We start from the raw sequence: 25,701 nt of genomic DNA, 5'->3' as shown, positions 1-25,701 counted from the left end.
TTCTTACTTTGGTTCGTGGCTTTCGCCACTGCCGCCAATAAGCCATCCGCACTCTGCGCCGAATCCAATGATCTAGGTCGACGCACAGTTGATAACAGTTGGCGATACCAAAATAATTAATCCAACCACGTATAAATTGGCTGGTTTTGAAGAGCTGATATTTCATCGACACTCCCCAGTTGCGGTTCGTTAACAGACGAATCCGCTGCTTGAATTTCAGCAGTGTTTTCGAGTGCCATTGAATACGGCCAGCCTTGAAGGTAAACCCCAAGAACTTGCTCTCACTGGTTTTAACGACGCGACTTTTATCGGTATTTACGACCAGCTTCAAACGGTTTTGCAGGTACTGGCTGATACTGTGCAGCACTCGTTCACCGGCTCGCTGACTTTTTACTATTATCGTAAAGTCATCAGCGTAGCGGGCGAACTTGTGGCCACGTTTCTCAAGTTCTTTGTCCAAAGGGTCGAGCATGATGTTCGCCAGCAGTGGCGATAATGGCCCCCCCTGCGGCACACCTTCTCGGCTCTCACCATAGAACTGGTTGTCGACAAACCCAGCTCGCAGGTACAACTTAATCAATCTCAGTAGACGTTTGTCCTTCACCTTGTCACCAAGGCGCGTCATCAGTAAATCATGATTGACTCGGTCAAAGAATTTAGACAGATCGACATCCACCGCAAAGCGGCGACCTTCCTTGATGATGTCGCGAACCTGCTTTACCGCCTGCTGCCCATTTCGATATGGCCGGAATCCGAAGCTATTGCTTGAGAAACTGGGATCGAAGATGGGCGTAAGGACTTGGGCAATGGCTTGCTGGATCACACGGTCACAAACGGTTGGAATTCCCAGTTGGCGAGTACCGCCATCGGGTTTATCAATTTCAACACGCCGAACTGGTGATGGTTTGTACCGACCTGTTGCCAGCTCGGTAGTCACCCTAGGCCAGTGGCCAGCTCGTGCCCATACGGGAAATTCGTCGATGGTAATGCCATCAACGCCCGCAGCCCCTTTATTAGCTTGAACGCGCTTCCATGCCGCAGAGAGATTTTCCCGCTGTAGCACACGCTCAAATAGATCGTTACCAAAGGCTGGCTTCAGATCACTACGCTGAGTCACGTCATCGCCAGACGGCGTTCGTGCGTTCAAGTGTGACAAGGCTCCTCCTTTATTCTCAATGTTCAGGCCTTCACCTTGTCCCACCCATTACGATGGGCATTTGGCTACTATGCCTTCTGCTGACTTCTGCTTAATCACCGCCAGAGTTGCCCCTGCCAGCGCTATCGGTTTGTATCTCGTTCGCTCTCCATTGGCGATACACTCAGTGGAGCCAAGGCACTTATTAACCAGAGCCTTACTGGTAGTTTACCGATCGCTTGTTAAGCAGATCTCCCCAGATAAGAGCATGAACTGTCCCCGCGCAACTGCATCCTTTACGGTGGCCGTTAGATCACATGGCTTCGTCGTCTTGTGCCAACTCGCCTCCAGCCTACGCCTCATATGATGTTCTTGTTCATCAGTTCGCGGTTTTGCGTCCGGCTTCCTTCAGACCAGACCTCGCGGTCAAGCCCTTGCCATTCGCTAGTAGTTAACATCTGATAACGATCATAAATCGCTAAGGATGGTGACCTTCCTACAGAGGACTTTCACCTCATTAGTTCATGCCCATGCTGGGCGTACACAAGGCCAGCCAGAGGGAACAAAAAAAACCGCCGCTTCGCTCTGGTTTTTCGTCCCCTGCTGGAGGCATTGTATGAAAAACTATAGATTTCCATCTAGTTCGGGGTTTCTGATCGTCCGCTTTTTACCGCTGTCGATCCTTGCGTAGTTAAATATTCTTGTATTAAATATTGGCCGTTACAGATTTTTACCACGTCGGGGTGAGTCGTCACTAAGGGGTAGTTATGCTAAGGGGAGCCAAGGTAGGGATACGACCAGTAAGATCAGCTGACTTGCCTTTTTTGTATGAGAAAATGAATGATTTAGAATCAGTTGGTGATTACCTGCCCAGTGTTTTTAAATCTTATCCTGAGCTTGTTTCTGAGTATGAGCAGAGCGGATTTTTAAGTGAGTCATTGTCGAGATTGTTAGTGGTAGACGAAACTGGTGATGTTATTGGCCTAACATGGTTTTTTACGTCAGTTCCGTATTTTGATGCGCTTGAAGTCGGCTATAGAATTTTTGATGTTAGTCATCGACGGAAGGGCTACGCAAGCGAGGCTCTCGGCCTATTGTGTAAATATATCTTCGAAGGCTTTGGGGTGAATCGCATAGAAATACGTGTTGCTACAGAAAATACAAGCTCAAAGAAAGTGGCGATTAAGTGTGGTTTTGAGCTAGAGGGAACCCACCGGCAGGCCGCTTTTTCGAAAGGGAGCTTGCATGATATGTATAGCTTTGCACTTTTGCGGGACGACTGGCTGATTAGTAGATAGCGATGCTCATAAAATTACGAAGGTGTTTTTCAATATTATTCATTCGTATCGATATTTCAAATCCTTCGCTTTGTTAAGCCAATTTACTTACCCATACCCCGACATCGAGTGTTGATTCTGGCTCGCCAATAAATGAACCTGCTATGGGTGGTACGGATTTAGACAGCCGCGCCACGGCAACGGGAATATGATCTGTACCGGCCATTTGACCGATGGTGGGGTCGAAGCCTTTCCAGCCTGCGCCAGGTAAATAGACTTCGGCCCATGCGTGGGTTGCGCCGGCGGCATCTAGCCCCGGTGCGTGTAGATAGCCGGTGACGAAGCGCGCGGCCAGTCCCATGCACTTTGCGGCGTCCATAAAAAGTTGGGCAAAGTCGCGGCAGGAGCCGGTGTTGCGGCTTAGGGTTTCTTTGGCGCTTTGCACGCCAGGCTCTTCTCTTAATTTGTAGGTAAAGTTGTTATATATGTGGCTGGCGATGCGTTGCAGGGCGGTATAGGTCTGAATGTTGTCGTCTGCGTGCCAGAGCTGCTGTGCCCATCGTTTGATTTGTTGTTGGGTGTCTTGATCGGGCAATTGCATATAGGGATTTAGCAATACTTGATCGTCTTGGGTGTAGTTAAACGGGTAGTGAACAGCGTAATCGGCAACCATAAAATTGAGCGGCGCTTCATTGTATTGTTGAATGATCACTTCGCTTTCAAATATTAATTGCTGAGTTTTTTGCGCAAAACTTGCGGTGGCGACGGAGTTGCCTTCGGCATCGCGGTGCCAGAGTAGGGTGGCGTTGGGTGTGATATTGAGCGAAAAGGATTCTATACGCAGCTCATAATCTTCGCGTGGTCGCAGACGCAGAAAATGTGGCCCAAGCGTTACCGTGGACGAAAAATTATAGTATGTGCGGTGGATTATTTTGTAGCGCTGCATAGTGCTTCCAGTGATGAAACGGGTGTCCGTTAATTTACAACGGTACTTTCCTTAATTTGCTCTACGCTAATCACTTGGCTGGAAGGGTAAACCCCCGGCCCAAATTGATTGTACACCGCAACGTCGGCGGCATCTCGGCCGTAGCCAATGGCGACGTATCCGCCTTTTAAGCTGGGCTGTGTTGCGTCGAAGGTATACCAGCGATCGCCCACATAGGCTTCAAACCACGCATGTAAGTCCATAGGTTGCAGGCCGTATAAATATCCAACCACCATACGGGCGGGAATGCTTAGGCTTCGACACAGGGCGATGCCGAGGTGAGCCATGTCGCGGCAGACTCCCCATTGTCTCGCGTTGATTTCTATTGCGGTAACCTGCACGTCGTTGGCGCCTGGGGTGTAGCTAATGGTATTGCGCAACCAGTTTTCAATGGCGGCGACTTGGTCGTAACCCAAATATTGGCCGTAGGTGATTTCTAGCGCTAATTGTCCGAAGCGGTCGGATTCGCAGTAGCGGCTAGGCAGTAAATAATTAAGTACCGAATCCGGCAGGTTTTGAATTTCTACAAAGGGCGCGCCGGGGGCTTGGTCTAAAAAGTCGGCGGTTTTGGCTTCTGCGCGGGTATGAATAGAAAAGTCGCCGGGTTGGGCGACGAGTCGCTGGCAAAGATTGCCGTAGCCGTCGGTGAACTCAAAAGCGGGAACGCTGGGCGCTAGTTTGTACTGCTCGCTGGCAATCCACTGTTGGGCGCCGCTGCGCGGTCTAAGCATTAATACAAAGGGTGTTGGGACTTCGATATTAAAGGATAAATCGCAGCTCGTTTTTAACCACATACGTCTACTCCTGTTGGATGAACGGCTTGCAGAGCCGTATATATCAATTTCGACTTGGGTTTTACGTTTGCGTCGTCGGATTGGGAGCGTGTTGTGTTTGGTTTAGGGCTTGGTTGAGAAGTGTCGCGCTTTGTTACAAAGGTATACCACGATTACGACGCTATTGTGAAACTGATAGAGCCTTCGCGTAGTAATTCACACACGCCTAGGTTTACGACCAGAATGAGGCATTTAAGTTTATGTCTAATTCGTTTTTGCTGACGGGGTGGGTAAAACGTAAGCGCGATGCGTGTAGTAGGAGGCGGTCGGCGGCGGCCTTCGCCTTGGGATGGGCGTAAAATTCGCAGCCCAATATGGGGTGGCCAATGCTGGCGGTGTGCACCCTAAGTTGGTGGGAGCGGCCGGTGATCGGAATTAAACGTAGTTTGCTGTGACCATTTTCGCTCAGACCGCAATTCTCAAAATGAGTTTGGGCGTGTTTGCCGTAGTCAAAATTGAGTTCTTGGCGGGGTCGATTGGGCCAGTCGCAGGCGAGGGGTAGGTCGATAAAGCCCTCTTTGCTAGTAACCTCACCGAATACCACCGCTTGGTATTCTTTATAGACTTTGCGATCTTGGAAGAGTCGGCTTAGGGCGCGGTGGCTATCGGCGTTACGGGCGATAATCATCAGGCCTGAGGTTGCCATGTCTAGGCGGTGAACAATGCTGGCGCCGGGGTAGTCTTCGTTGATGCGGCTAATCAAACAGTCTTTATTCTCGGGATGGCGGCCGGGGACAGAGAGCAGACCTGCGGGTTTGCTTACGATCAGCAAATCCTCGTCGCAATGCAGATAGCCAATGGCTTCGCTGCAATAGGGCACAATAAAATCTGCGCCGCTGTTTGGCGACTTGTCTGCTGGGCGGTCTGACATAAAAGCTGTTTTACGGCGGCAATAGTAGGGCGCAAGTATACCGGATATTTGCGCCTTAATTTTTACTGCTTAATGCGCTGGGAATTAGGGCAAAAAAAGCCTCGTTGCGGTCATTTTCATAATACCAGCCGAGCTGGTCGGCGCAGTGTTCGCAGTGGGCGTATTGCCAGCGGTAGCCTTGAAACCAGCAGTATTGTGCTGTGGCTTCGCCATTGATGATGGTGCCGGGGGCCGAGTGAAAGCAGCACACATCGAAAATAATGCCGCCAGGATTCACGAAGCGATGGTGGTGCTGGTCGTTAATGCGGGTGCGAAAATTGGTGGCGGTAATAGCCTGTCGGCAGTTGAGGCAAGAGATAAGTTCAGATGGCTCGCTATCTTCAAGCTGGAATAAAACGTCGTGTACTAGCTGCTTAATAGGCAAATTACTCATAGGCTTCTCCGATTCTGTTCGGTGCAATGCGGGCCTGCGCCGAAAAATCCAGTAAAATGCTTGGCTTCACGCTTTTAACATATAAGGGTTCCGGCTTTGCAGCAAGTGCTTTCATCTATTGAGTATGAACATTCCTTAAGTCTTTTATTGCAGGAATTTTTACCGTCGGCAAAGGTGGTGAATACGGCCTTGCCCTTGGTGCCGGAAATGCAGTTATTTCTATTGAGTGCCGATTTTCCCCAGCATGATTTAAGCCCCGAACAAACCCAGCGCATTATGAATTACCCTGCTTACTGGTGTTTTTGCTGGGCGAGCGGACAGGTCATGGCGCGCTATATTTTCGATAATCCGGAGTTGCTTCGCGGTAAGCGGGTTTTGGATTTTGGTTGCGGTTCTGGTGTGGCGGCCATCGCGGCAAAACTGGCGGGGGCTGCCGAGGTGATTGCCTGCGACCTTGATGAAGACGCGATAAAAGCCAGTCGAGCGAACGCCCAGTTAAATAATGTGGAATTGGCTTATAGCGCGGACTTTTTCGCCAACGACGAACAATACGATGTGATCTTAGTGGCAGACGTCTTGTATGACCGCGCTAATTTGCCCTTGCTAGACGCATTTTTACGCCGCGCGCCGGTGGTCTTGGTGGCGGATTCGCGGGTGAAGGATTTTCAAGTAGATGGCTACCGTTGGCTGGCTTTTCAGCGCGCCACCACGGTGCCGGACTTGGCCGAGTCTGAGGAGTTTTCTCGGGTTAATCTTTATCTTGCTGGGACTTAGCCAATTTGTCGCTGATGGGTTTGGGTGGTAGCAGCGCTAAGAAATTATCGCGGGCGACTTTGCGTGCGGTTTCTTTGCTTAAAGCGTCCAAAAAAGGCGTGTATTCCTTTAGGGCCTTGCCCATTTTGTCGTAACTGCCTAAGGCGTCTGAGCCAATCATAAATCTTGTTGGATATTGCTCTACTAGCGCGACCCAGCCGGCCACGGCTTTATGGTCTTTATTGAGTAAATAGGATTCGAGCACCGTCCACGATAAATCGACATAGAGGTTTTTGTGGTTTGCTAGGAGCTTTTTGAGTTCTGCTAATAAAAAATCCAATTTGTCTTGATAGCGGTGGAGGGTGGCGCTGGTGCCGGCGTGTGCCCAAATAAAATTTACATCAGTGTGGGCGGCGAGGGCGTCATTGATTTCGCTTATATACAGCGGATTGCGTTCTCGTTTTGAGGTGATATTGCTGTGTAGCAGCACCGGTAAACCGAATTCTGCCGCTACCCGATAAACGCGGTACATGGCCTCGTTATTGGCTCTTGGGGTGTCGTCCTGGGTGAGGGCGGTGAGGTCGTCGTGACGAGTTAATACTTCGCCGATTCCCTGCCAAACGTCGGGGTAGGTTTCTAGCATTTGCCGCAAATGTTTGTCGGCATTTTTGTCGGTGGGATTAAAGCCGCATAAAAAGGGATGAAGCCGCGCCTGCTGGTCTTTTGGGAGTTTGCGATAGGCTTCGGCCACATAGCTGTCGGTGGCGCTATACCAATACATGCCGGCGTCGTCGCCTGCGTAGTAACGTGGCCGTTTGGGTTCGTTCTCATGCCATTTTTTCATGAGCGGAATGCCGCTGATCATGGCGTGATCAATATTGCCCTTGTCCATGGCGCGAATTAATTCAGGCAGTGGACCGCCTTCTTGAAAGAAATCAACAACGTGAACATGGGCATCGCTGTAATGGTAATTGCTAACACTAGTTTGCGTTTGGGGTGCTGCTATAACCCACGGTGCTAGTAATGTCAGCGTGAGGCAAATTAGTAGGCGGAAGCGGGGGCTAAGACGGCCTTGTCGTAGTTGCTGCATCGTATCCTCGGTAGCGGTATTGCCTGCTTTCTGACCGGTACTTATCGCCGAGGTTCATTGCTGGGTGTTAGTCCGCTCTATGTAATAGGTCGTGAAAGGCCTTGGTGAGTGGGTTGAGATGTTTGCCGCGGGGGTGAACCGTGCACCATGAGCGCCGAATGGGAAAGCCTTGAACAGGTAGCGAGATTAGGGTGCCGCTTGCCACGGCCGTATTCACCATGGCGGTCGGGAGAACTGCGCAGTTGGCGCCGCTGTTCAGCGCGTGTTGAATGGCGCTATTACTGCCCATTTGCCGAATATGTTGAATGACGCAGCTCTGTTGCTGACAAAAGCGTTCGAATATTTGGCGGGTGCCGGAGCCAGCTTCGCGCAGCAAAATCGGATACTCCAATAGCTCGATTAGTGTGATGCTGTGCTGTTGGCTCAGGGGGTGCTTTGGGTTCGCAACGAGTGAGAGCTTGTGTTCCGCAAAGGGAGTGTAGGTGAGGGCGCGGCCATCGGGTACTTGGGTCATGATGGCAAGGTCGTCGAGATTATCCCGCAATCGTTCTAGTAAACGCTGATGATTGACGACGTGCAGTATCACCTCTACGTCGGGGTGCTGCTCGCAAAAGGCGTTGATGTAGGGTGGTAGCAGGTGTTCGGCGCTGGATTCAATGGCGATATTTAGGCTGCCTTGGAGGCGGCCGTGTAAGTCGGTGAGTTCGATTTCTAGGTGAACTAAGCGCTGCTTTAGCTCGCGGGCGGCCCGCAACATCACGTCGCCGGCGGCGGTAAGAAAAAGCTGTTTGCCAATGTAGTCGAACAGCGCTTGGCCAACCACCTCTTCTAGGCTGCGTATTTGTGAGCTAACCGCAGGCTGGGTTAGCGATAGCTGTTCTGCGGCTTTGGAGTAGCTGCGGTGCAGGCATACCGCAAGAAACACGTCTATTTGGCGCAGGGTGAGGCGGTTTAAATAACTGACTTCCATACTCGATTTTAACTCATTGTTGGTAAGGTATAAGTAATACCTTATTCTCACTAAAATAAATATTAATTTTTTATCTAGGTGTTTTTTCGGTACGGTTGCGGAGTGACGTAGGCGGGCTGTTGGCCTGTGCGGAGCTGGGCATATTGCCCCTTATGGAGTTATCGATGCTTAAAAAAATTCTAATCGCTAATCGCGGTGAAATAGCGGTGCGAATAGTGCGGGCCTGTGCTGAGATGGGCATTCGGTCGGCGGCTGTTTACACCGAGCCAGATCGCTTTTCGCTGCATGTAAAACGTGCAGACGAGGCTTATAACGTCGGTGCCGATCCCTTGGAGGGCTATTTAAACCCTCGCAAATTAGTGGCTTTGGCAGTCGAAACCGGTTGTGATGGCCTGCATCCTGGCTATGGGTTTTTGTCTGAAAACGCCGAGCTTGCGGAAATATGTGCCCAGCGTGGGATTACCTTTATTGGCCCCAGCGCTGAGGTTATTCGCCGCATGGGGGATAAAACCGAAGCGCGCCGGGCCATGACGGCGGCGGGCGTGCCGGTGACGCCAGGCACGGAAGAGAATTTGAAGGACGTTGAAGACGCCGTCACCGTGGCAGCGGGCATTGGCTATCCGGTGATGTTAAAGGCAACCTCCGGCGGTGGTGGGCGCGGTATTCGCCGTTGCGACAGCGAGGCAGATTTGCGACGCCAGTATGATCGGGTGGTATCTGAGGCAACCAAGGCCTTTGGTCGCGCTGATGTATTCCTTGAAAAGTGTATTGTTAATCCACGCCATATCGAAGCGCAGATTTTGGCCGACAGCCACGGCAATGTGATTCACCTATTTGAGCGCGATTGCTCGATTCAACGCCGCAACCAAAAGCTAATTGAAATTGCTCCGTCGCCCCAATTAACGCCAGAGCAGCGCGCCTATATCGGCGAGATGTCGGTGCGGGCCGCCGAGGCGGTTGGCTATGAAAATGCCGGCACAGTGGAATTTTTGCTCGCCGATAATCAAATTTATTTCATGGAAATGAATACGCGGGTTCAGGTAGAACACACCATCACCGAGCAAATTACCGGTGTGGATATTGTGCGTGAACAAATACGTATCGCCTCGGGTTTGCCGCTGGGTTATCGCCAACAGGATATTTCCTACCGCGGTTACGCCATGCAGTTTAGGGTGAATGCGGAAGACCCTAAAAATGATTTCTTGCCCAGCTTTGGCAAAATTAGTCGCTATTATGCGCCGGGTGGCCCGGGCGTACGGGTCGATACAGCCATTTATACGGGCTACACCATTCCGCCGTATTTCGACTCTATGTGTCTTAAATTAATTGTTTGGGGCTTAACCTGGGAAGACGTGCTAGATAGAGGCGTTCGGGCGCTGAACGATATGCGCTTGCAGGGTGTGAAAACCACCGCGAGCTATTACCAGCAAATTTTAAAGCACCCTGATTTCCGCTCTGCCCAGTTCGATACCAGCTTTGTAGAAAATCACCCCGAACTGACCCAGTACTCGGATAAAAGCCGACCCGAAGATATTGCGCTCGCGGTGGCCGCTGCTATTGCCGCCCACGCTGGCCTGTAAAGAAAGGATATGACGATGAGCCAAGAAAAAGCTGTTCTGATTACTGATGTTGCCCTACGCGACGGTCACCAATCGCTGATTGCGACACGGCTGCGCACCGAGGATATGTTGCCGGTTTGCGCCCAGCTCGACGCGATCGGATTTTGGTCTTTGGAAGTGTGGGGCGGCGCGACCTTTGATGCCTGTGTGCGTTTTCTAAAAGAAGACCCTTGGGAGCGTTTGCGCAAGCTGCGCGAGGCGCTACCCAATACCAAATTGCAAATGTTGGTGCGGGGCCAAAATTTGTTGGGCTACCGTCATTACGCCGACGATGTGGTCGAAGCGTTTATTCAAAAGTCTGCAGATAACGGCATGGATATTTTCCGTGTGTTCGACGCCATGAATGATGTGCGCAATTTACAAACAGCGGTTGCTGCGGTGAAAAAATCGGGCAAACATGCTCAGGGCACACTGTGTTACACCACTAGCCCAGTGCATACCACGGCTAAATTTGTACAGCAGGCCAAGGACATGGTGGCGCTGGGTGTAGACTCCATCGCGATTAAAGATATGGCCGGTTTGCTAACGCCAACGGCGACCTCTGAGCTGGTTAGTGCTTTAAAAGATAGCGTTGATGTTCCACTGGCATTGCACTCCCATATGACCTCTGGTCTCGCGGGGCTGTGTCAGTTGAAGGCGATAGAAGCAGGTATTGATATTATCGACACGGCGATGTCGGCTTTTGCTAACGGCACCAGCCATCCTGCGACCGAAACGATGGTCGCGGCGCTTAAAGGTACGCCAAGAGATTCGGGCTTAGACCTGCCAGCCCTGCAGGACATTGCTGCGAAGCTCTGGGAAGTGCGTAAAAAATATCACCAATTTGAAAGCGAATTTACCCGCGAAGACGTGAGCGTACAGATTAACCAAGTGCCCGGCGGCATGATGTCTAATCTTGCGAATCAGTTAAAAGAGCAGGGCGCGCTGAATCGTATTGGCGATGTTTTTGCTGAAATTCCTGCGGTGCGTAAAGATCTAGGTTATCCCCCTTTGGTGACGCCAACCTCACAAATTGTTGGCACCCAGGCGGTGATGAATATTCTTGCCGATAAGCGCTATACAACGATCACCAATGAGGTGAAGCGTTATTTGCAAGGACATTACGGCGCCGCGCCCGCTGAGGTAGATAAAGACTTGCGGGCACGTGCCATAGGTACTGAGGATGTAATTGATGTGCGTCCAGCAGATTTATTAGCTCCGGAGTTGGCCAAGCTTCGCAAGGAAGTCGGTGAGCTGGCGAAATCAGAAGAAGATGTGCTCACCTATGCCATGTTCCCAGATTTGGGGCGGGCGTTTTTAAGCGAGCGTGAGGCTGGCACTTTGGTTCCAGAAGTTCTTGAACCCATTGGGCAATCCGCACGGCCTGTTAGCGAGGGCGGGGTTCCCACCGAGTTTGTCATAGACGTGCATGGTGAGAGTTACCAAGTGGCGATTACTGGGGTCGGCATCAAGGGCGCGGGCAAACGCCATGTGTATATGACCTTAGACGGTATGCCAGAAGAAGTGGTGTTCGAAGCCTTGAACGAATACAAGGCCGAAGGCGTAAGCGGGCGTAAGTCTGCCAGCAAACCGGGCCATGTCAGCACTAATATGCCGGGTAATATTGTGGAAGTATTGGTGGCGGTCGGCGATACGGTGACTGCTGGCCAAGCCGTTTTAGTTACCGAGGCGATGAAAATGGAGGCCGAAGTGCAGGCGCCAATCAGCGGTAAAATCGTCGAGATTTTTGTGAAGAAGGGCGACCGCGTAACACCTGGCGAGGTATTGGTTGAAATTGAGGCGGGCGCCTAAGCACAGGGTAAAATTTTTTTGCGGAAATGGCTTGTAAAATTAACTGATAATCATTATCATTTAAATCAAGTCAGGGCTGTGCTCATTGTGAGCCCCCATTTACACGGTGCCTCCCTGATTCTCTCCGATTTGCCCCGCATTCAGCAGTGAATGCGGGGTTTTTTATGTCTGGAAGTGCGGGGTCGGAAGTCGGGAGTCGGAAGCTGACGATAGTTCAAACGCTGAGCTTCGGCCGTTGTCCTCAACTCGATTGAGAATCTATATACCTCGAGCCTCGGTTCACCGTTCTTTGAGGGAACATTACGGTATTCGCGCGCCCACCTAGATCCGTGGTCGGGAATGAAGTGTCTTGGCAGGCGATGTGCTGGATAAAAACTATTATATGCCGCTAACTGTGATTATTTAGCGTAAAGCTGGCGTCATACTATGACCCGACACCCGACACCCGATTAGTTACGGTAAATGGTTTGAATCAGGTGGTAGCCAAACTGGGTTTTAACTGGGCCGTGAACGTCTAGTACCGATTCTTTAAACACCACGTCGTCAAAGGGTTTTACCATTTGGCCAGGACGAAATTCGCCGAGATCGCCGCCTTTTTTACCTGATGGGCAGTCAGAGAATTTTTTGGCTAATTCGCCAAAGTCAGCGCCTTTCGCAATTTGATTTTTTAGGTCTTGGGCTTGCTGTTCGGTTTTTACCAGAATGTGGCGTGCACTTGCGACGGTCATGGGAGAGTCCTCATTGGATGATTTTGGCGATTATAGCAGGGCTGAGCGGCATTCGCTGCGCTGTGGTTGATGGTCTTCCTCGCAGGCATTTTACTAGCGGGCTAATGAAGAATTGCAAGGCATGAGTCTTGATTTATGTGATGTTAATCATGCTTACTATATGCAAGGTTGTGTATTATGATGTCTATCTCAGCGGTCAATAGTCTTTACTGGCCACGGGAGTCATAAATTCAAATATTAATCAGTGGGGAACGTGATGATTAAGAATAAAGTTAAGAAATTTGTCGCAGCGGCGGCGCTGCTGTCCTTGTCTTCGTTAAGTGCGGCTCAAGGCCCTTTAGAGCCTGTTACAAACATTCTTGTGCAGTTCACTAGTATTGGCGGCGTTGCTGGTGGCGGTATTCCCGGTTTAGATGCTCTTCCTCTCGGCTCAGTGTCGTCGGGCGGTTTGCCTGGCTTAGATGCATTGCCTGTGAATCTATCTGCTGTTATGGGTGGTAGTGGCAACCTTATTAGTCTTAGCGCTTTACCGGTTTCGCCATTTGATTTAATCAGCGCATTTCAACTGCTTCCTGTGCAGCCCGTATTAGATTTGTTAGATGTATTGCCCCTCAATTCTTTTGTTGAGCAAATTGGCGGATTGGCGGACGTTAACTCCCTGCCAATAAACCCATTGTCATTAATTGCGGGTGGTGGTTTGTCGGGTGTTCCTACTAATCCGGCTTTGCTGTTTGGCTTATTGCCTAGTGGTGGCGAGTTTCCAGTAGATATACTGGCGTTTATCCCAATTTAGTCACTGGCGCTAAAACAGCGAAGTGTGTTCATGCAAAAAAGCCGGAGTAAATTACTTCGGCTTTTTTTGAATCTGATTATCGCGGAAGGCTAATCTCAGCGCAGACTCCGCCAAGGGGCGAGTCCTTAAAATGAATGTCTCCGTCATAGCTGTGAATAATATCGCCGACAATGGCTAGCCCTAATCCCTGTCCTTGTCCGTATTGGTCACCGCGCATTCCCCGTTGTAAAAGTTGCTCACGACTTTCCGCCGAAATACCGGGGCCGTCGTCTTCTATATAAATAAGGGAATGTTTTTCCTTATTTTCTGCGCGGATACGTATTTTACTTTTACAGGCTTTGCTGGCGTTGTCGAGTAAGTTTCCAAACAGCTCCATCGCGTCTTGCTCGTCTATGGCGATGAGGTCTTGGGCATTTAGCGAAATGTCGAAAACAAGAGCTTTGTCGCGGTATACCTTGCTCAGCGTATTACATAAGCGTTCAATGATTCCCTGTAGGGGAATGCGTTGATTAAGGTTCTGTTTACCGCTGCTTACTGCTCGTTTTAGCTGATAGTTGATGATGTTGTCCATGCGGGTGATTTGCTCTGCCACCGCCATATCGTCGGTGCTACTGCCTTTAAGTATGGCAAGTGGGGTTTTTAGGCTATGGGCAAGGTCGGCTAGCGTATTTCTATATCGCTCGCGCTGCTTTTTTTCTTTTTCCAAAAGTTGGTTTAGATTGCGGGTGATGCCCTGTAGTTCGCGGGGGTAATCTGGGCGCAGTTTGCCGGTGTCGCCGCGCTCTAATTGTTCCAAATCACTTGCCAGATCTCGCAGAGGCCGTAATCCCCAAAATAAAATCAGTGCGGTAACAAAAAGTGAAATCGTCAGTACTAAACCTAGCCACAGACTAAGTTGATGTTGAAACTTATTTAGCTCGTTAAGAAGAGGGGTTTGACTAGAATATAAAGAAAAGATGAGGGGGATTTCTCTATCGTCGTCGGTTTCCCATATGGCGTGATACTGAAAGACAAAGAAGGGCTCCTTATCTACCTTAATTTCGCTAAATAATTCCTGACCGCCGCGGGGGGTATTTTTGGGGATGGGCAGTGGTATGGTTTCACTGGATACCGACTGCCACAGCGGCGTAGCGTTCCGCAGTCGAATTTGGGCATATAAACCCGAGCGAAATTGCCAGAAGCGTGGTTCTTTTAAACGATCCCCCATATCAACGCCGCCGTCTTGCCACTCCATTGCACCTAGTAGGCCAAAAAACTGCAGGCGCAGTTGGTCTTGCTCGGCGCTGATGAGGCTTGAGGTATGTGCTTTGTCAATCGCAATGCCCGTTGCCGCTAACAGCAGTGCCATTAAGCTAAGGCTGGCGATGGTGAGCCGCCTAGTGATTGATTTGCTGCGCGGCGCTCGCATAATCAGTGTTGGGTTTCGCTTAACTCAAAGCGGTAGCCGCGGCCGCGCAAGGTGGAGATGGGTTTTAGCTTGTTTTCAGGGTCGAGCTTTTTGCGTAAGCGGGCGATGAATACTTCGATAACATTGCTGTCTCTATCAAAATCCTGATCGTAAAGATGTTCGGTAAGATCAGTTTTCGACACTACTTGGCCGCTGCGCATGGCAAGGTACTCGAGGGCATTGTATTCGTAGGCAGTTAAATCGATTGGATTACTGTTCAGCAAGGCGCGTTTTGCGCCGGTGTCGATGGTGACGTATCCAAACTGCAAGAGTGGGCTGGCGAAACCGGCTGAGCGGCGAATAAGGGCATTGGCCCGCGCCATGACTTCTTCAATTTGAAAGGGTTTGGCGACGTAGTCGTCTGCTCCGGCCTCGAGCCCTTCAACCTTGTCTTGCCAGCGGTCGCGCGCCGTAAGTATTAAAACGGGAAACTTGCGACCTTCGCTACGCCATTGTTTGATGATGCTAATGCCGTCAAGGCTGGGTAAGCCTAAGTCTACGACGGCGAGGTCGTAGGGGTTTTCTTGGCCGAGGTATAAGCCCTCGCGGCCGTCGGTCGCGGTGTCGCATGCATAACCTGACTCGCTAAAACTGCGATGTAATTGCTCAAGTAAAAGGCTTTCGTCTTCAATTAGCAGTATGCGCATAGGGAAATTCGCTCAATCATTAATAATGACGTTTTTAATTTTGCCGTTGTCTTGCAGTATGCGCACGCTGTAAGCCGAGCCATTGCCACTACGAATTTTTTTTGCGCCTACTGCGCGGCCGCCGTAGCGTCGCTCTGCGATAGAAATCGCTTCATTGACACTCAGGTTGCTGCGGGCGCGGTTATCTAAGCGCTGTTCGGGCAGGGAACGATCGGGCAGGCTGATGCGTCCGCCAGATAAATTACCTAACGGGTTAGCATGGCCCTGCACTGCAACGCCGGTAGCGAACACTAAGATCAATACTCGAAGTAGGACGCTAAATTGCGAAGTAAGCTTCATATAACTCCCGAAAATCTGTATCAACCACGAGGTGTGACGTTGACCTCAATTTCAATTTCTTTACCCGGATTATAGGGCAAGCGAGTGTGATAAATCTCGCCTTGGTAGCGATAGCTTACATCATAGCCAACCACTTCATCGCGCCATTCTTGTCGCTGTTGCACTTCGCAGCGACTTACCGTTTCGTAATGGCCGGAGCTGCGTTGGCGAGAAATATCCGCGGCGACAGTTGCGCCAAGTACCGCACCGACCACGGTACCGACTCGCTTATTGCTTTTGCGATGTCCAAGCTCGTTCCCCAATGCGCCGCCAATGATGGCGCCAAATACCGGCACCGAGCTATTGCGTTGGCGAGATACGGTTTCTTGCCAGCACTGCTCTACGGGTGTATTGAAGGCAATACGTTCGTAAATAGGTTGCACATGGGTGACTCGTGCATACTGAGTGTGGCTAAAGCTGCCACCACGGTGATCAGCAAAGGTTGCCGAAGAGCAGGCCAGTACTAGCGGTAATATGGCGTGTTTCAACATAGCTTATACTCCTAAACTATTGGTAGTATCTAGTGTATGAGTTGGTGCCTGAACTAAAGCTGAACCATGTGAGTGGCGCGATAATTTAAATAAGCTTGAGGAGAATTCGGTGAAATTATATACCTATGCTGTAGCGCCAAACCCACGTCGGGTGGGTCTGTTGATGAAGTACAAGGGAATTGAAATAGAATCCCAAGAGATTGATTTGGCGGCCAAGGAGCAATTTTCCCCTGAGTTTAGTGCGATCAATCCGCGATTAACCCTGCCCGCATTAGTCTTGGCAGATGGGACGATGCTAACGGATACCATTGCTATTTGTGTGTACTTAGATGAAATGTTTCCTGATAAGTCTGTTTTTGGTAAGACCGCTTTAGAGCGCGCGCAGATTATGGGCTATTGCCATCGTATATTTTTTGAAGGCTTTAGCGCCGTAGCTGAAGTGCTTAGAAATAAAGGTGAGGCATTCAAAGACAGTCCTATTCCTGGCCCCTTAAAAATGCCGCAAATTCCAGAGTTGGTTGAGCGTGGTAATTTGCGGATACGGGCATTTTATGAGGCGATGGATGCGGAAGTGGCGGGCAAGCAATTTTTAGTGGGCGATAGCCTGTCTCAAGCCGACATCGATTTATATGTGGTGTTTGGATTTTGTGGCTGGGTTCGCCACTCTATTCCAAAAGAATGCGCAGCACTGCAGAGCTGGTTCGATGCAATGAAATTAGCGATGGGCGAATAAGCTCACGTTCTACCATTTTAAAAAGGCGAAGCCTTATGACTTCGCCTTTTTATTTTACAGACCAAGAAATACCTTCACACGGGTATTAAACGCGGGCTGATAGTGGTGGCCGCAGTGGCGATCATGCACATGACGAACATAATAATGCTGCTCGTAATGCCTGTTGTCGTGCCGTGTGTAATAGTTATTGTAGTAGCGGTCGTAGTCCCGATGTTTTTTATAATGCTTGTGATGGCCGTGGTGCGAATTGTGGTGCTTGTAGTAATGAGCGTCGACGTGCTTCGCGCTGCGATGGTCGGCATAAGCACCGCTTGCTGCTAGGCCTAGACAAGCGAGTAGAATCAAGGTTTTGCTCAGTTTCATGATGACACTCCTGTAGTGAATACGCTGCCATAATTGCATGACTAGTCTGAACGACTCCTTAATATGGGGGATGGTAAATAAGGGATTAGCTCGTAATAATAGTCACGCTATAAAAATAAGGATGAGTTCGTCATGCAGCGTGTGGCCCATATGAATTTTAATCGGTGTTTTTCCGTGCTTGTGAAGGGCTTAGGCGGTGTTTTTTGCCTCGTCCTTGCTAGCACGGTATATGCCGCTACAGAACAGGCTTCTGCTCTTAAAGAGTCGGTTTTTGAGGAGCACCGGGAACCCTGCGCAAATACTAATTCCCAGCGCCAGGTATTTTTTGGCGATACCCATGTTCATACCAAATATTCCTTAGACGCGAGTACTCAGGGCACCCGCACTTCACCAGCTGATGCATACCGTTTTGCTCGCGGCGCTGAAATTGGTGTGCAGCCGTGGACCGCCGACGGTAAGCCGCTGCGTCATTTACGACTAGATCGCCCCTTGGATTTTGCTGTAGTAACAGACCACGCGGAATTGTTTGGCGAAGTGGAAATGTGTCAAACACCAGGCATGGAAGGCTACGATACGTGGCAGTGTAAAATTTATCGCAAACTTCCCCGCGCGGCGTTCTTCTTGTTCAATACTCAGTCTTCGCGGGCGAAGCGATTGGGTATGTGCGGTGACGATGGCGAGCTGTGCCGAGAGGCAAGTTTGCGGCCGTGGCAGGAAATTCAGCAAGCCGCAGAAGAGGCCTATGATCGAACGGGTGACTGTGAGTTTACGACGTTTATTGCTTATGAGTGGACGGGGGCCGCCGCTAACTTAGCGAACCTGCACCGGAATATCATTTTTAAAAATACCCAAGTGCCAAAATTGCCGCTTAGTTTTATAGAGACGCCGTCGGCACCGTTATTGTGGGATGCCCTAGATCGCAATTGTGTTAATGCTGGAACCGGTTGTGAAGTGCTGGTGATTCCCCATAACTCAAATTTGAGCGATGGCTATATGTTTAGTTTGGCGCGGGATGATGGGGAGCCAATCAGTGCAGAAGATGCAAGTCAGCGCGCCAGATTAGAGAGATTGGTCGAGGTAATGCAGCACAAGGGAAGTTCGGAGTGCTTTTACGATCCATTGAATAGTGCGGATGAATTGTGCGGATTTGAACAGTTACCCTATAGCAGTTTTACAGATAAATTTGTCGGCAAGGTTCTGCCCTTTATGAGCAAGCCCGCTGGGCCCAAGTCGGGTTTTATTCGCGATGTCCTCCGCGACGGTCTGGAGCAAGAGCGGAAGCTTGGTGTAAACCCCTTTAAATTGGGTTTTATCGCTAGTTCCGATACCCATATTGGCGCGCCAGGTGCGGTATCTGAAAGTGGGTTTTTGGGACACGGTGGTGCAGGGGTGCCAGTTGGTGACACGGTGCCAGAAGGTTTGCCTGATGATTTGGAATTTAATCCGGGTGGTCTGGCCGCAGTTTGGGCGGAGGCAAATAACCGCACGGCCTTGTTTGATGCGATGCAGCGCCGCGAAACCTACGGCAGCAGTGGGCCGCGTATTACACTACGCTTTTTTGGTGGCGATGAATCATTACCTGAAGATATTTGTGAGCGCACAGATTATGTGGCGCTGGGTTACGAACACGGGGTGCCGATGGGTGGTGATTTAGCGCTTAAAGAAGAGGGCTCTTCGCCGGTGTTTACGGTGTTTGCAAAAATGGATGGGGGGCGCAGCGGTCATTCCGGTATGCCTTTGCAGCGGATACAAATTATTAAAGGCAGTGTTGACGAAAATGGTAAGCGCGCTGAAAAAGTCATTGATATCGCCGGCGACTCAGACAGTGAAGCTGGGGTAGACCTAAACACCTGCGAAACCTTCGGCAGCGGTTACCCGCAGTTGTGTGGCCGTTGGCAAGACCCACAGTTTGATCCACTGGAGCACGCCTATTATTACGCGCGGGTATTAGAAAACCCCAGCTGTCGCTGGAGCCAGCAAATTTGTGTGGCGGCTAAGGTTGATTGCGATAACCCCGAAACCATAAAGCCCGGCTACGAGCAGTGCTGTAGTGCGGCACATCGGCCAAATATTCAGGAGCGGGCCTGGTCATCACCAATTTGGTATTCTCCCGCCGTTAATGCTATTGGCGGGCATTTACCTTGAGGCGTTTTCTATCGTCGCGGCTGCTGCATTTCTTTTTGCTTGGCCTAATGCTGTATGGCATTACTGCGCGCTATGACAAATATCAGCAACGCTTTGTAACGTGTTTAAGTCAGTCTGAGCTGCAGGTTTTAGCAGCCGATTGGGCGCGCAGCACTGGCCGTGTGGCAACATCAATAGAGTTAAGTCGTTTGGCGGATGCCGCATTAGATGATCAGCGAATTGTAAAAGAAGCCATGCTGCAGGGGCTGCATAAATCCGATCCCGTCATTATTCAACGCTTGTTGCGAGATGCCGAGTTTTTGGGATTTGAGGGCAGTGCCCGCGAAAAAATCGACGCGGTTTTGGCAATGGATATTGCAGCGGGTGATGAGGTTATTCGGCGTCGATTAATACAAATATTGCAGCATAATATTGCGAATGCTGAGGACAAAATCGACGCTAGTGATGATCAATTACAGGCGATCTATACTGAAAATATAAATATTGGTGCAGTACCCGCCCGCCTTAGTTTTGAACATATTTTTTTCGATGTAGGAAAGACTGACGCCAAAGCGCGTGCTGAATTCGCTTTGCAAGAGAAGTTATTTGATGCGTCTACGGGTGATGTGTTTTTAGAAGGAAATCAGTTTTTTGCGCTAACGCCAGGCTCTTTAAGTTCGAAGTTTGGGCATGACTTTAGTGTGGCGCTGAATCAAAAAGAGGCGCCGATGGGGGAGTGGTTCGGTCCGCTGCGATCGGCTTACGGTTTCCATTTAGTTCGTCTTACAGAAAGGCAAGCGGCTTACCGGCGGCCTGTCGCTGTACTCGGTCCAGAGCTTGAATCTATTTGGCAAAAGAAGCAGCAGGCGCAACATTGGCAAGATTATCTTGAAGACCTGCGTCATCAATATCGGGTGGAATGCCATGCGCCTAATTAGTAGCTTGTTGCTATTGCTATGCCTGAGTAGCGTGGCCAGCGCCCATAAATTAGCGCCATCATTGCTAGAGCTACGAGAATTACCCAGCGGTGTGTTTAGTGTGATGTGGCGAACTCCGGTGTTAGCGTCTATACCGCCGACTGTGGTATTCCCCGCAAGCTGTCATGCGATAGGTCAGTTGGAGCAATCCGTACAAGAGGGGGCGATTGAGCAGCGCTACTCCATATTATGTGCGGGGGTGGAGGACACATTAAATGTGTCTTTTAATAATTTAAGCGCTTCCCGCTCCGTCGCATTACTGCGCTGGTATGGTGTTGACGGTAGTGAACAGCAGGTCTTGCTTAGTTCGGATGAGGATATCTTTTCACCAAGGGCGCAGGCACATGGGCAAAGCGCTATTTTGCAATTTACCGGTTTGGGTATTAAGCATATTTTGATTGGCGTTGATCATTTGCTGTTTGTTTTAGGCTTGTTGCTCATTGCGGCAAGCCGCAATCGCCTGCTTGTGTGGATTAGTGCTTTTACCGTGGGGCACAGTATTACGCTGATGTTAGTGAGTATTGGTGTGATTCCACGCTGGCCTGCATTGGCAGAGTTATTAATCGCCGCCAGTGTATTGGTTATGGCGCTATATGCAGATAGGCAGGGGCAGCGAGTACAGGGCAGGGCATTTGTGGTCTTGGTGGCGGCTTTTGGTTTGTTACATGGTTTAGGGTTTGCCTCTGTTTTAGATGAGCTTATGGTGACCAGAGGCAATCTTTTGCCGGCGCTGCTTGGTTTTAATATTGGAATTGAATTAGGGCAGATATTTTTTATTGCGATGATCGTGTTGTTGCTAATGGCGGTGAATCGCGTATTGGCAACGCGTTCTAATTGGCGGGCACCTTGCCTATTGGCGGCGCGCACGGCAACGATTTATGTGATGGGCGCGGCATCGATGTATTGGATGATTGATCGTGGCCTCACGTTATTTGAGGCCACGTTTCGCGGTGTGTACTAGAACTACTGAACGGGCTCCGCGTCAGCAGCCTTCGTCGTAGACGGTGCCTTGCCGGGATAGTTTTTCATTTTGATTAGCGGGTGAAATGCGATCTCAATCCCTTCTTCAATATTGTTTTCACGGCTGAGAATTTTCTTGCGTCTAACGAAGCTATTATCAGATTTACGTGAATCAATACCATGTAAGGTATCTATGCCGCCGCGGCTAGAGAATAGCGGTTTACCCTCAGTGGTGTAGATTGTGACCAGCAGCGATGCACCCTTAATAATTTGCGTCCAGTTGAAATCCGCTGGCACGCTAGAGGTTGTGCCTTCGGTAGCGGGTTCACGAGTTACACCATACCAGCGCGCATAATGTTTCATGCCTGGGCTGTGCTGCACATCGTGTTCGATGAGGTCGGTAAAGATCACCGCATCGATATCTTTCTGAGCTTGCAGACTCGACAGCGTCAGGGCCATGACTTTTTGCCAGCCAACTCGGTCAACCTTACCGGTGGTTGGATCGTAAAAATTGCCGTGAGTCAGGAGAGCTTGCTGCCAGGCATTATTAAATAAATGATTTGGCGCAATAGAAATGCCGTTTGCTTCTAAATAGTCCTCGACCATACCGTCTACTTTGTCGACACTGTCACGCAGCACTGAGCGGGTGGGTTCGCCGCTGACATTCACGGTGGCTATAATGACTTTTTTAAGTGGCTTTTGTTGTATGTCTTCACGACTGATAAAATAGTCATAGGTTGTTGGGTTGTAGTCTGTTGAGCTACAAGCAGTAGTGAGTACCGCCCCCATTAACGTCAAGATAAGCAGAGAAAGTCGCACAATAACCCCTTTTTTATTGAAAATGCCTGCGCATTCTAGCAACGGCTATAGATGATGAGAAGCAAACATATGCCCAGAACGGTGAGATTGCACACTGAAGTCAGCGGTAGCGGGCCTGTTAGCGTGATTTTATTACATGGTTTGTTTGGCTCCGCCAGTAATTTAATGTCGGTGGCGCGTAGCGTAGAAAGTCACTTTACTGTGATTCGCATGGATCTACGGAACCACGGCAAATCAGCCCACAGCGACCAAATGGATATTCCAGTCATGGCGGAGGATGTTGTCGCCGCTATGGATCAGTTAAATGTTGCTGAAGCACATATGCTTGGTCACTCGCTTGGTGGAAAAGTTGCCATGCAAGTTGCGATCACTAAGCCTGAGCGGGTTAAGCGTTTAATTGTGGCGGATATAGCACCGGTGCGTTATGGGCGTGGCCACGACGCTATTATTACTGGTTTATTAGGTTTGGAGCTGCGCTCATTAAAGAGCCGCGAGCAGGCAGATCAACTGCTAATGAAGGCGGTGCCAGAAATCGCAATTCGCCAATTCCTTCTAAAAAACCTAATGCGCGACGGCAAAGACGGTTGGGCTTGGCGAATGAACTTGGCGGTGATTGCAGAGCTTTACGACAATCTTCGGGATGCGCCGTCGTCAGACTCCTTCAGCGGGCCTACTTTGTTTATTCGGGGTGAAACCTCCGGCTATATTCGCGATGAAAATCGCGCGCCCATGATGCGGCAATTTCCAGATATGTATTTTGAAACTATCCCCAAAGCTGGCCATTGGCTGCATGCAGAATACCCAAGCATATTTAATAGTTTAGTAACTGAGTTTTTGCGGGCAGATCAGGGCGTCTGAAAGGGGATGAAAATAGGGGTAAGATAGCTGCGATGAAGGCGTATTGTCATCGAGCTGTGGTAAATATGGCGGATGTTGAGGAGTTATTATGATAAGCACCATCACTGAAGCCTTGTTTTCTGAGCCGCCACAAGAAACCTTATATCACTACACCTCCTTGAGCGGGGTGCTGGGTATTATTGGTAGCCGCACCCTTTGGGCCAGCGATATTCGTTATATGAACGATTCCGCTGAGCTACGCCATACCGCTGACCTCGTCGCTAATGAGGTCGCCAAACGGATAAATGAAGGGCATTCGCGGCCGCACTTACTGACCTGTTTTTTAGATTGGGTAAAACACCGTATTACTAATGGTCATATATTGTTTGGCGCCTCGTTTCGCGCTAACGGCAATTTATTGAGCCAGTGGCGTGGTTATAGCTCGGTGGGTAAGGGGGCGAGTTTGGGCTTTAATCCCCGCACGGTTGTCGCCTGTGCCGAGAAGCAGCACTTTAGAATGGGACGCTGTATATACGATCGCGTAGAACAGCAGGCCTTAATTGCGCAAGTCATTGATTCGGTAGAAGTGTTGGCGGAGGCCATTGAGGACGGAGTTGAGCGGGCGATATATCATCAGCTTTTTGAACATCTCGAAAGTGATTTACTCCGCTTGGCGGCGATTTTGAAACACCCTTCTTTTGAGGAGGAGCAGGAGTGGCGTTTAGTTTCGCCGGTGGTGTCTGACTACCGCCACGCTGGGGTAAATTTCCGCGAGGGGCGCAGCATGCTGGTACCCTATATGCGGTTTTCGCTTGTTGCTGAGGATAAGGACGCCGTCGATTTAGATCATGTTTATTTGGGGCCGACGCCCAATATTAGTTTGTCTATGAACTCGATGAAAATGTGTTTAGCCAAACATAATATTCGCCCTGCTAATGGCATAGAGTATTGCCAAATTCCCTATCGGCAAAATTAACGTTTGGCTTATTCTTTTGAACTTTTAAGACCGAGCCTCGTTTTCACCCAATATGAAATCTGCGCAGCGCTCGCCTATAAGCACCGCCGTTGCGTTGGTATTGCCCGATATAAGGGTGGGCATAATGGATGCGTCCGCGACCCTCAAGCCCTCAACGCCGTGAACTTTTAGACGGTCATCGACAACGGCCATGTCGTCATTACCCATTTTGCAGGTGCCGACGGGGTGATAAACCGATTCTCCGGTATTGCGAATAAATTCTAAAATATCCTCATCGCTCTGTACTTCGGCGCCAGGAACGAGTTCTTCGCGACGGTTATTATCAAAGACCGGAGACTCAAAAATAGCGCGGGTTTTACGCACGGCAGCGATCATTCGTTTGCGGTCTTCTTCCTCTGCCAAATAATTGTGGATAAATGCCGGTGCGTCATTGGGATCATTACTGTGAATATGCACATAGCCACGACTTTTAGGACGCAAAAAGCACACGGTGGCGGTGGTGCCGGGGACGGTAATCATTCGCCCCTTTTCATCTTGGGTGCCGGCGGCGGGGGTGAAATGAATTTGCGCGTCGGCTCGGGTTTCAGCAGGATCAGTTTTAAAGAATACACCTACCTGTGAAGCGGGGTGCACCATCATGCCTTTGCGTTTAAACGCCAGCTTTGCGAAGGTGGCTAGCATCGCGAGAGGGCGGGAATCTTCGTAGAAAGTTTTCAATCCCTCGAAGGAACGCTGGGTATTCACCGTGAGGTGATCTTGTAAATTTTCGCCCACTCCCTTTAGTGCGGTGTGAACCTTAATACTGTGTTTTTGTAGTATTTCGGGATTGCCAATACCCGACAGTTCTAATAACTGCGGGGAGTTAATTGTGCCGCCACATAAGATAATTTCATGTCGGCAGCGAGCGGTGAATTGCTTGCCGTTCTGGGTGTAACGCAGAGCAATAGCGCGATTCCCTTGAAACTCAATTCGGCTCGCTAGGGCGCGGGTAAGTACCGTTAAATTGGGGCGTTGCATGGCGGGTTTTAGATAGGTTTTAGCCGTGCTTTGGCGCAGACCATTGCGGATATTAACCTGGTAGAAGCCCGCACCTTCTTGGTTTTCGCCATTGAAATCACTGTTTGCGGGAATGCCGGATTCTATCGCCGCCTGAATATACATATCCGAAAGATCGTATTTATCGCCGACATTATCAACCCAGAGCTGCCCCTTACTGCCGTGGTAATCGCTCTCACCACCGGTATTGTGTTCGCAGCGCTTAAAGATCGGGAGCAGGTCGTCATAGCCCCAACCGCGGTTACCTAAGGCTGCCCAGTGATCGTAGTCTTCACGTTGGCCGCGGATATACACCATGCCGTTGATCGAGCTAGAGCCGCCTAAGAGCTTGCCTCTAGGCTGGTCTATGCAACGATTATTCATGTGTGGCTCAGGCTCGCTTTTATAGCACCAGCTAAATTGCGGATTCTTCATGGTGAAGACAAAGCCGAGGGGAATGTGAACCATTGGGTGGCTGTCTTTGCCGCCGGCCTCTAGCAGCAGTACCGAGTGTTCACCGCTTGCCGTGAGGCGACTGGCTAAGGCGCAGCCAGCAGAGCCCGCGCCAACAATGATGTAATCGTAATGAGTGGCCATACTTAATCTTCCGCTTTAGCCCGTGTGGCAGCGACTGCG

Annotated in this window: 26 protein-coding genes; 11 read left to right on the top strand and 15 right to left on the bottom strand. The window is 50.1% G+C overall.

Annotated elements, in window-relative coordinates:
- A partial coding sequence (ltrA, locus tag C0068_RS05860) for a group II intron reverse transcriptase/maturase (RefSeq protein ID WP_233208750.1) occupies positions 1-1,147 on the bottom strand: 1,147 nt, incomplete at its 3' end.
- 755 nt (positions 1,148-1,902) lie between these two features.
- On the opposite strand from ltrA, the gene C0068_RS05855 reads away from it, so the two are divergent.
- Positions 1,903-2,433, top strand: a complete 531-nt coding sequence (locus C0068_RS05855) for a GNAT family N-acetyltransferase (RefSeq protein ID WP_103683554.1) — start codon at positions 1,903-1,905, stop codon at positions 2,431-2,433.
- Between the two features lie 73 nt (positions 2,434-2,506).
- Here the strand turns inward: C0068_RS05855 and C0068_RS05850 are convergent, their stop codons facing one another.
- The 4 genes from C0068_RS05850 to C0068_RS05835 form a co-directional block, all read right to left on the bottom strand.
- The gene (locus C0068_RS05850) at positions 2,507-3,358 is read right to left on the bottom strand and encodes a transglutaminase family protein (protein ID WP_103683553.1); all 852 of its coding nucleotides are present in this window, start codon (positions 3,356-3,358) and stop codon (positions 2,507-2,509) included.
- A gap of 29 nt (positions 3,359-3,387) precedes the next feature.
- Positions 3,388-4,191, bottom strand: a complete 804-nt coding sequence (locus C0068_RS05845) for a transglutaminase-like domain-containing protein (RefSeq protein ID WP_103683552.1) — start codon at positions 4,189-4,191, stop codon at positions 3,388-3,390.
- Positions 4,192-4,402: 211 nt separating this feature from the next.
- Positions 4,403-5,101 (bottom strand): pseudouridine synthase, encoded by a 699-nt coding sequence (locus C0068_RS05840; protein ID WP_103683551.1) that lies wholly within the window; start codon positions 5,099-5,101, stop codon positions 4,403-4,405.
- A 55-nt stretch (positions 5,102-5,156) separates the two neighbouring features.
- The gene (locus tag C0068_RS05835) at positions 5,157-5,534 is read right to left on the bottom strand and encodes a cereblon family protein (RefSeq protein WP_103683550.1); all 378 of its coding nucleotides are present in this window, start codon (positions 5,532-5,534) and stop codon (positions 5,157-5,159) included.
- A 105-nt stretch (positions 5,535-5,639) separates the two neighbouring features.
- Between C0068_RS05835 and C0068_RS05830 the strand changes: the two genes are divergently transcribed.
- Positions 5,640-6,308 (top strand): class I SAM-dependent methyltransferase, encoded by a 669-nt coding sequence (locus C0068_RS05830; RefSeq protein ID WP_233208751.1) that lies wholly within the window; start codon positions 5,640-5,642, stop codon positions 6,306-6,308.
- Here C0068_RS05830 and C0068_RS05825 read toward each other — a convergent pair.
- Together C0068_RS05825 and C0068_RS05820 are read right to left on the bottom strand one after the other, a co-directional pair.
- Entirely contained in the window at positions 6,283-7,377 is a 1,095-nt protein-coding gene (locus C0068_RS05825) for an amidohydrolase family protein (RefSeq protein ID WP_103683549.1), read from the bottom strand. The genes C0068_RS05830 and C0068_RS05825 overlap by 26 nt on opposite strands.
- 67 nt (positions 7,378-7,444) lie before the next feature.
- Positions 7,445-8,347: a LysR family transcriptional regulator gene (locus C0068_RS05820; protein WP_103683548.1), complete on the bottom strand. Its 903-nt coding sequence runs from the start codon at positions 8,345-8,347 to the stop codon at positions 7,445-7,447.
- A gap of 164 nt (positions 8,348-8,511) precedes the next feature.
- Here C0068_RS05820 and C0068_RS05815 point away from each other — a divergent pair, with 164 nt between their 5' ends.
- Together C0068_RS05815 and oadA are read left to right on the top strand one after the other, a co-directional pair.
- Positions 8,512-9,927 (top strand): acetyl-CoA carboxylase biotin carboxylase subunit, encoded by a 1,416-nt coding sequence (locus tag C0068_RS05815; RefSeq protein WP_103683547.1) that lies wholly within the window; start codon positions 8,512-8,514, stop codon positions 9,925-9,927.
- 15 nt (positions 9,928-9,942) lie between these two features.
- On the top strand, positions 9,943-11,757 hold the full coding sequence (gene oadA / locus C0068_RS05810) for a sodium-extruding oxaloacetate decarboxylase subunit alpha (RefSeq protein WP_103683546.1): 1,815 nt from the start codon (positions 9,943-9,945) through the stop codon (positions 11,755-11,757).
- 449 nt (positions 11,758-12,206) lie between these two features.
- Here the strand turns inward: oadA and C0068_RS05805 are convergent, their stop codons facing one another.
- On the bottom strand, positions 12,207-12,485 hold the full coding sequence (locus tag C0068_RS05805; protein WP_103683545.1) for a peptidylprolyl isomerase: 279 nt from the start codon (positions 12,483-12,485) through the stop codon (positions 12,207-12,209).
- Between the two features lie 256 nt (positions 12,486-12,741).
- Between C0068_RS05805 and C0068_RS05800 the strand changes: the two genes are divergently transcribed.
- Positions 12,742-13,278, top strand: a complete 537-nt coding sequence (locus C0068_RS05800; RefSeq protein WP_103683544.1) for a hypothetical protein — start codon at positions 12,742-12,744, stop codon at positions 13,276-13,278.
- 76 nt (positions 13,279-13,354) lie between these two features.
- Here C0068_RS05800 and C0068_RS05795 read toward each other — a convergent pair whose 3' ends face one another.
- From C0068_RS05795 to C0068_RS05780, 4 genes are all read right to left on the bottom strand, one after another.
- Positions 13,355-14,626 carry an ATP-binding protein gene (locus tag C0068_RS05795; protein WP_158249923.1) on the bottom strand — a complete coding sequence of 424 codons (1,272 nt, stop codon included), beginning with the start codon at positions 14,624-14,626 and terminating at the stop codon, positions 13,355-13,357.
- 62 nt (positions 14,627-14,688) lie between these two features.
- On the bottom strand, positions 14,689-15,372 hold the full coding sequence (locus C0068_RS05790) for a response regulator transcription factor (protein WP_103683542.1): 684 nt from the start codon (positions 15,370-15,372) through the stop codon (positions 14,689-14,691).
- Between the two features lie 12 nt (positions 15,373-15,384).
- The gene (locus C0068_RS05785; RefSeq protein WP_103683541.1) at positions 15,385-15,711 is read right to left on the bottom strand and encodes a PepSY domain-containing protein; all 327 of its coding nucleotides are present in this window, start codon (positions 15,709-15,711) and stop codon (positions 15,385-15,387) included.
- A 20-nt stretch (positions 15,712-15,731) separates the two neighbouring features.
- The gene (locus C0068_RS05780; RefSeq protein WP_103683540.1) at positions 15,732-16,241 is read right to left on the bottom strand and encodes a glycine zipper 2TM domain-containing protein; all 510 of its coding nucleotides are present in this window, start codon (positions 16,239-16,241) and stop codon (positions 15,732-15,734) included.
- A 109-nt stretch (positions 16,242-16,350) separates the two neighbouring features.
- Here C0068_RS05780 and C0068_RS05775 point away from each other — a divergent pair, with 109 nt between their 5' ends.
- Positions 16,351-16,974: a glutathione S-transferase family protein gene (locus tag C0068_RS05775; RefSeq protein WP_103683539.1), complete on the top strand. Its 624-nt coding sequence runs from the start codon at positions 16,351-16,353 to the stop codon at positions 16,972-16,974.
- Positions 16,975-17,028: 54 nt separating this feature from the next.
- On the opposite strand, the gene C0068_RS05770 is transcribed toward C0068_RS05775, so the two are convergent.
- On the bottom strand, positions 17,029-17,337 hold the full coding sequence (locus C0068_RS05770; RefSeq protein WP_103683538.1) for a hypothetical protein: 309 nt from the start codon (positions 17,335-17,337) through the stop codon (positions 17,029-17,031).
- 132 nt (positions 17,338-17,469) lie between these two features.
- Between C0068_RS05770 and C0068_RS05765 the strand changes: the two genes are divergently transcribed.
- The 3 genes from C0068_RS05765 to C0068_RS05755 are packed head-to-tail and all read left to right on the top strand — an operon-like array spanning position 17,470 to position 21,399.
- A complete protein-coding gene (locus C0068_RS05765; RefSeq protein ID WP_103683537.1) occupies positions 17,470-19,482 on the top strand; it encodes a DUF3604 domain-containing protein in 2,013 nt (670 codons plus the stop codon).
- A complete protein-coding gene (locus C0068_RS05760) occupies positions 19,479-20,399 on the top strand; it encodes a peptidylprolyl isomerase (protein ID WP_103683536.1) in 921 nt (306 codons plus the stop codon). The genes C0068_RS05765 and C0068_RS05760 overlap by 4 nt, the downstream gene beginning before the upstream one ends.
- Positions 20,386-21,399: a HupE/UreJ family protein gene (locus tag C0068_RS05755; RefSeq protein ID WP_103683535.1), complete on the top strand. Its 1,014-nt coding sequence runs from the start codon at positions 20,386-20,388 to the stop codon at positions 21,397-21,399. Before C0068_RS05760 ends, C0068_RS05755 begins: the two co-directional genes overlap by 14 nt.
- A 2-nt stretch (positions 21,400-21,401) precedes the next feature.
- Here the strand turns inward: C0068_RS05755 and C0068_RS05750 are convergent, their stop codons facing one another.
- Positions 21,402-22,217 carry a hypothetical protein gene (locus C0068_RS05750; RefSeq protein WP_146047843.1) on the bottom strand — a complete coding sequence of 272 codons (816 nt, stop codon included), beginning with the start codon at positions 22,215-22,217 and terminating at the stop codon, positions 21,402-21,404.
- Between the two features lie 69 nt (positions 22,218-22,286).
- Here C0068_RS05750 and C0068_RS05745 point away from each other — a divergent pair, with 69 nt between their 5' ends.
- Positions 22,287-23,075 (top strand): alpha/beta fold hydrolase, encoded by a 789-nt coding sequence (locus C0068_RS05745; RefSeq protein WP_158249922.1) that lies wholly within the window; start codon positions 22,287-22,289, stop codon positions 23,073-23,075.
- Positions 23,076-23,163: 88 nt separating this feature from the next.
- Entirely contained in the window at positions 23,164-24,030 is an 867-nt protein-coding gene (locus C0068_RS05740) for a DUF2971 domain-containing protein (protein WP_103683532.1), read from the top strand.
- A gap of 24 nt (positions 24,031-24,054) precedes the next feature.
- Here the strand turns inward: C0068_RS05740 and C0068_RS05735 are convergent, their stop codons facing one another.
- A complete protein-coding gene (locus C0068_RS05735; RefSeq protein WP_103683531.1) occupies positions 24,055-25,662 on the bottom strand; it encodes a GMC family oxidoreductase in 1,608 nt (535 codons plus the stop codon).
- Between the last annotated feature and the right edge of the window lie 39 nt (positions 25,663-25,701).

Source organism: Zhongshania marina (assembly GCF_002915595.1).
Lineage (GTDB): Bacteria > Pseudomonadota > Gammaproteobacteria > Pseudomonadales > Spongiibacteraceae > Spongiibacter > Spongiibacter marinus_B.
The sequence above is the reverse complement of the archived record's forward strand: the minus strand, read 5'-3'. Positions and strand labels throughout refer to the sequence as shown.

Coding starts and splice junctions, on each gene's coding strand:
- oadA (WP_103683546.1), top strand. CDS start 9,943: ATGAGCCAAGAAAAAGCTGTTCTGATTACTGATGTTGCCCTACGCGAC.
- C0068_RS05765 (WP_103683537.1), top strand. CDS start 17,470: ATGCAGCGTGTGGCCCATATGAATTTTAATCGGTGTTTTTCCGTGCTT.
- C0068_RS05740 (WP_103683532.1), top strand. CDS start 23,164: ATGATAAGCACCATCACTGAAGCCTTGTTTTCTGAGCCGCCACAAGAA.
- C0068_RS05745 (WP_158249922.1), top strand. CDS start 22,287: ATGCCCAGAACGGTGAGATTGCACACTGAAGTCAGCGGTAGCGGGCCT.
- C0068_RS05780 (WP_103683540.1), bottom strand. CDS start 16,241: ATGTTGAAACACGCCATATTACCGCTAGTACTGGCCTGCTCTTCGGCA.
- C0068_RS05800 (WP_103683544.1), top strand. CDS start 12,742: ATGATTAAGAATAAAGTTAAGAAATTTGTCGCAGCGGCGGCGCTGCTG.
- C0068_RS05790 (WP_103683542.1), bottom strand. CDS start 15,372: ATGCGCATACTGCTAATTGAAGACGAAAGCCTTTTACTTGAGCAATTA.
- C0068_RS05835 (WP_103683550.1), bottom strand. CDS start 5,534: ATGAGTAATTTGCCTATTAAGCAGCTAGTACACGACGTTTTATTCCAG.
- C0068_RS05770 (WP_103683538.1), bottom strand. CDS start 17,337: ATGAAACTGAGCAAAACCTTGATTCTACTCGCTTGTCTAGGCCTAGCA.
- C0068_RS05735 (WP_103683531.1), bottom strand. CDS start 25,662: ATGGCCACTCATTACGATTACATCATTGTTGGCGCGGGCTCTGCTGGC.
- C0068_RS05845 (WP_103683552.1), bottom strand. CDS start 4,191: ATGTGGTTAAAAACGAGCTGCGATTTATCCTTTAATATCGAAGTCCCA.
- C0068_RS05785 (WP_103683541.1), bottom strand. CDS start 15,711: ATGAAGCTTACTTCGCAATTTAGCGTCCTACTTCGAGTATTGATCTTA.
- C0068_RS05855 (WP_103683554.1), top strand. CDS start 1,903: ATGCTAAGGGGAGCCAAGGTAGGGATACGACCAGTAAGATCAGCTGAC.
- C0068_RS05805 (WP_103683545.1), bottom strand. CDS start 12,485: ATGACCGTCGCAAGTGCACGCCACATTCTGGTAAAAACCGAACAGCAA.
- C0068_RS05820 (WP_103683548.1), bottom strand. CDS start 8,347: ATGGAAGTCAGTTATTTAAACCGCCTCACCCTGCGCCAAATAGACGTG.
- C0068_RS05840 (WP_103683551.1), bottom strand. CDS start 5,101: ATGTCAGACCGCCCAGCAGACAAGTCGCCAAACAGCGGCGCAGATTTT.
- C0068_RS05825 (WP_103683549.1), bottom strand. CDS start 7,377: ATGCAGCAACTACGACAAGGCCGTCTTAGCCCCCGCTTCCGCCTACTA.
- C0068_RS05755 (WP_103683535.1), top strand. CDS start 20,386: ATGCGCCTAATTAGTAGCTTGTTGCTATTGCTATGCCTGAGTAGCGTG.
- C0068_RS05815 (WP_103683547.1), top strand. CDS start 8,512: ATGCTTAAAAAAATTCTAATCGCTAATCGCGGTGAAATAGCGGTGCGA.
- C0068_RS05850 (WP_103683553.1), bottom strand. CDS start 3,358: ATGCAGCGCTACAAAATAATCCACCGCACATACTATAATTTTTCGTCC.
- C0068_RS05795 (WP_158249923.1), bottom strand. CDS start 14,626: ATGGCACTGCTGTTAGCGGCAACGGGCATTGCGATTGACAAAGCACAT.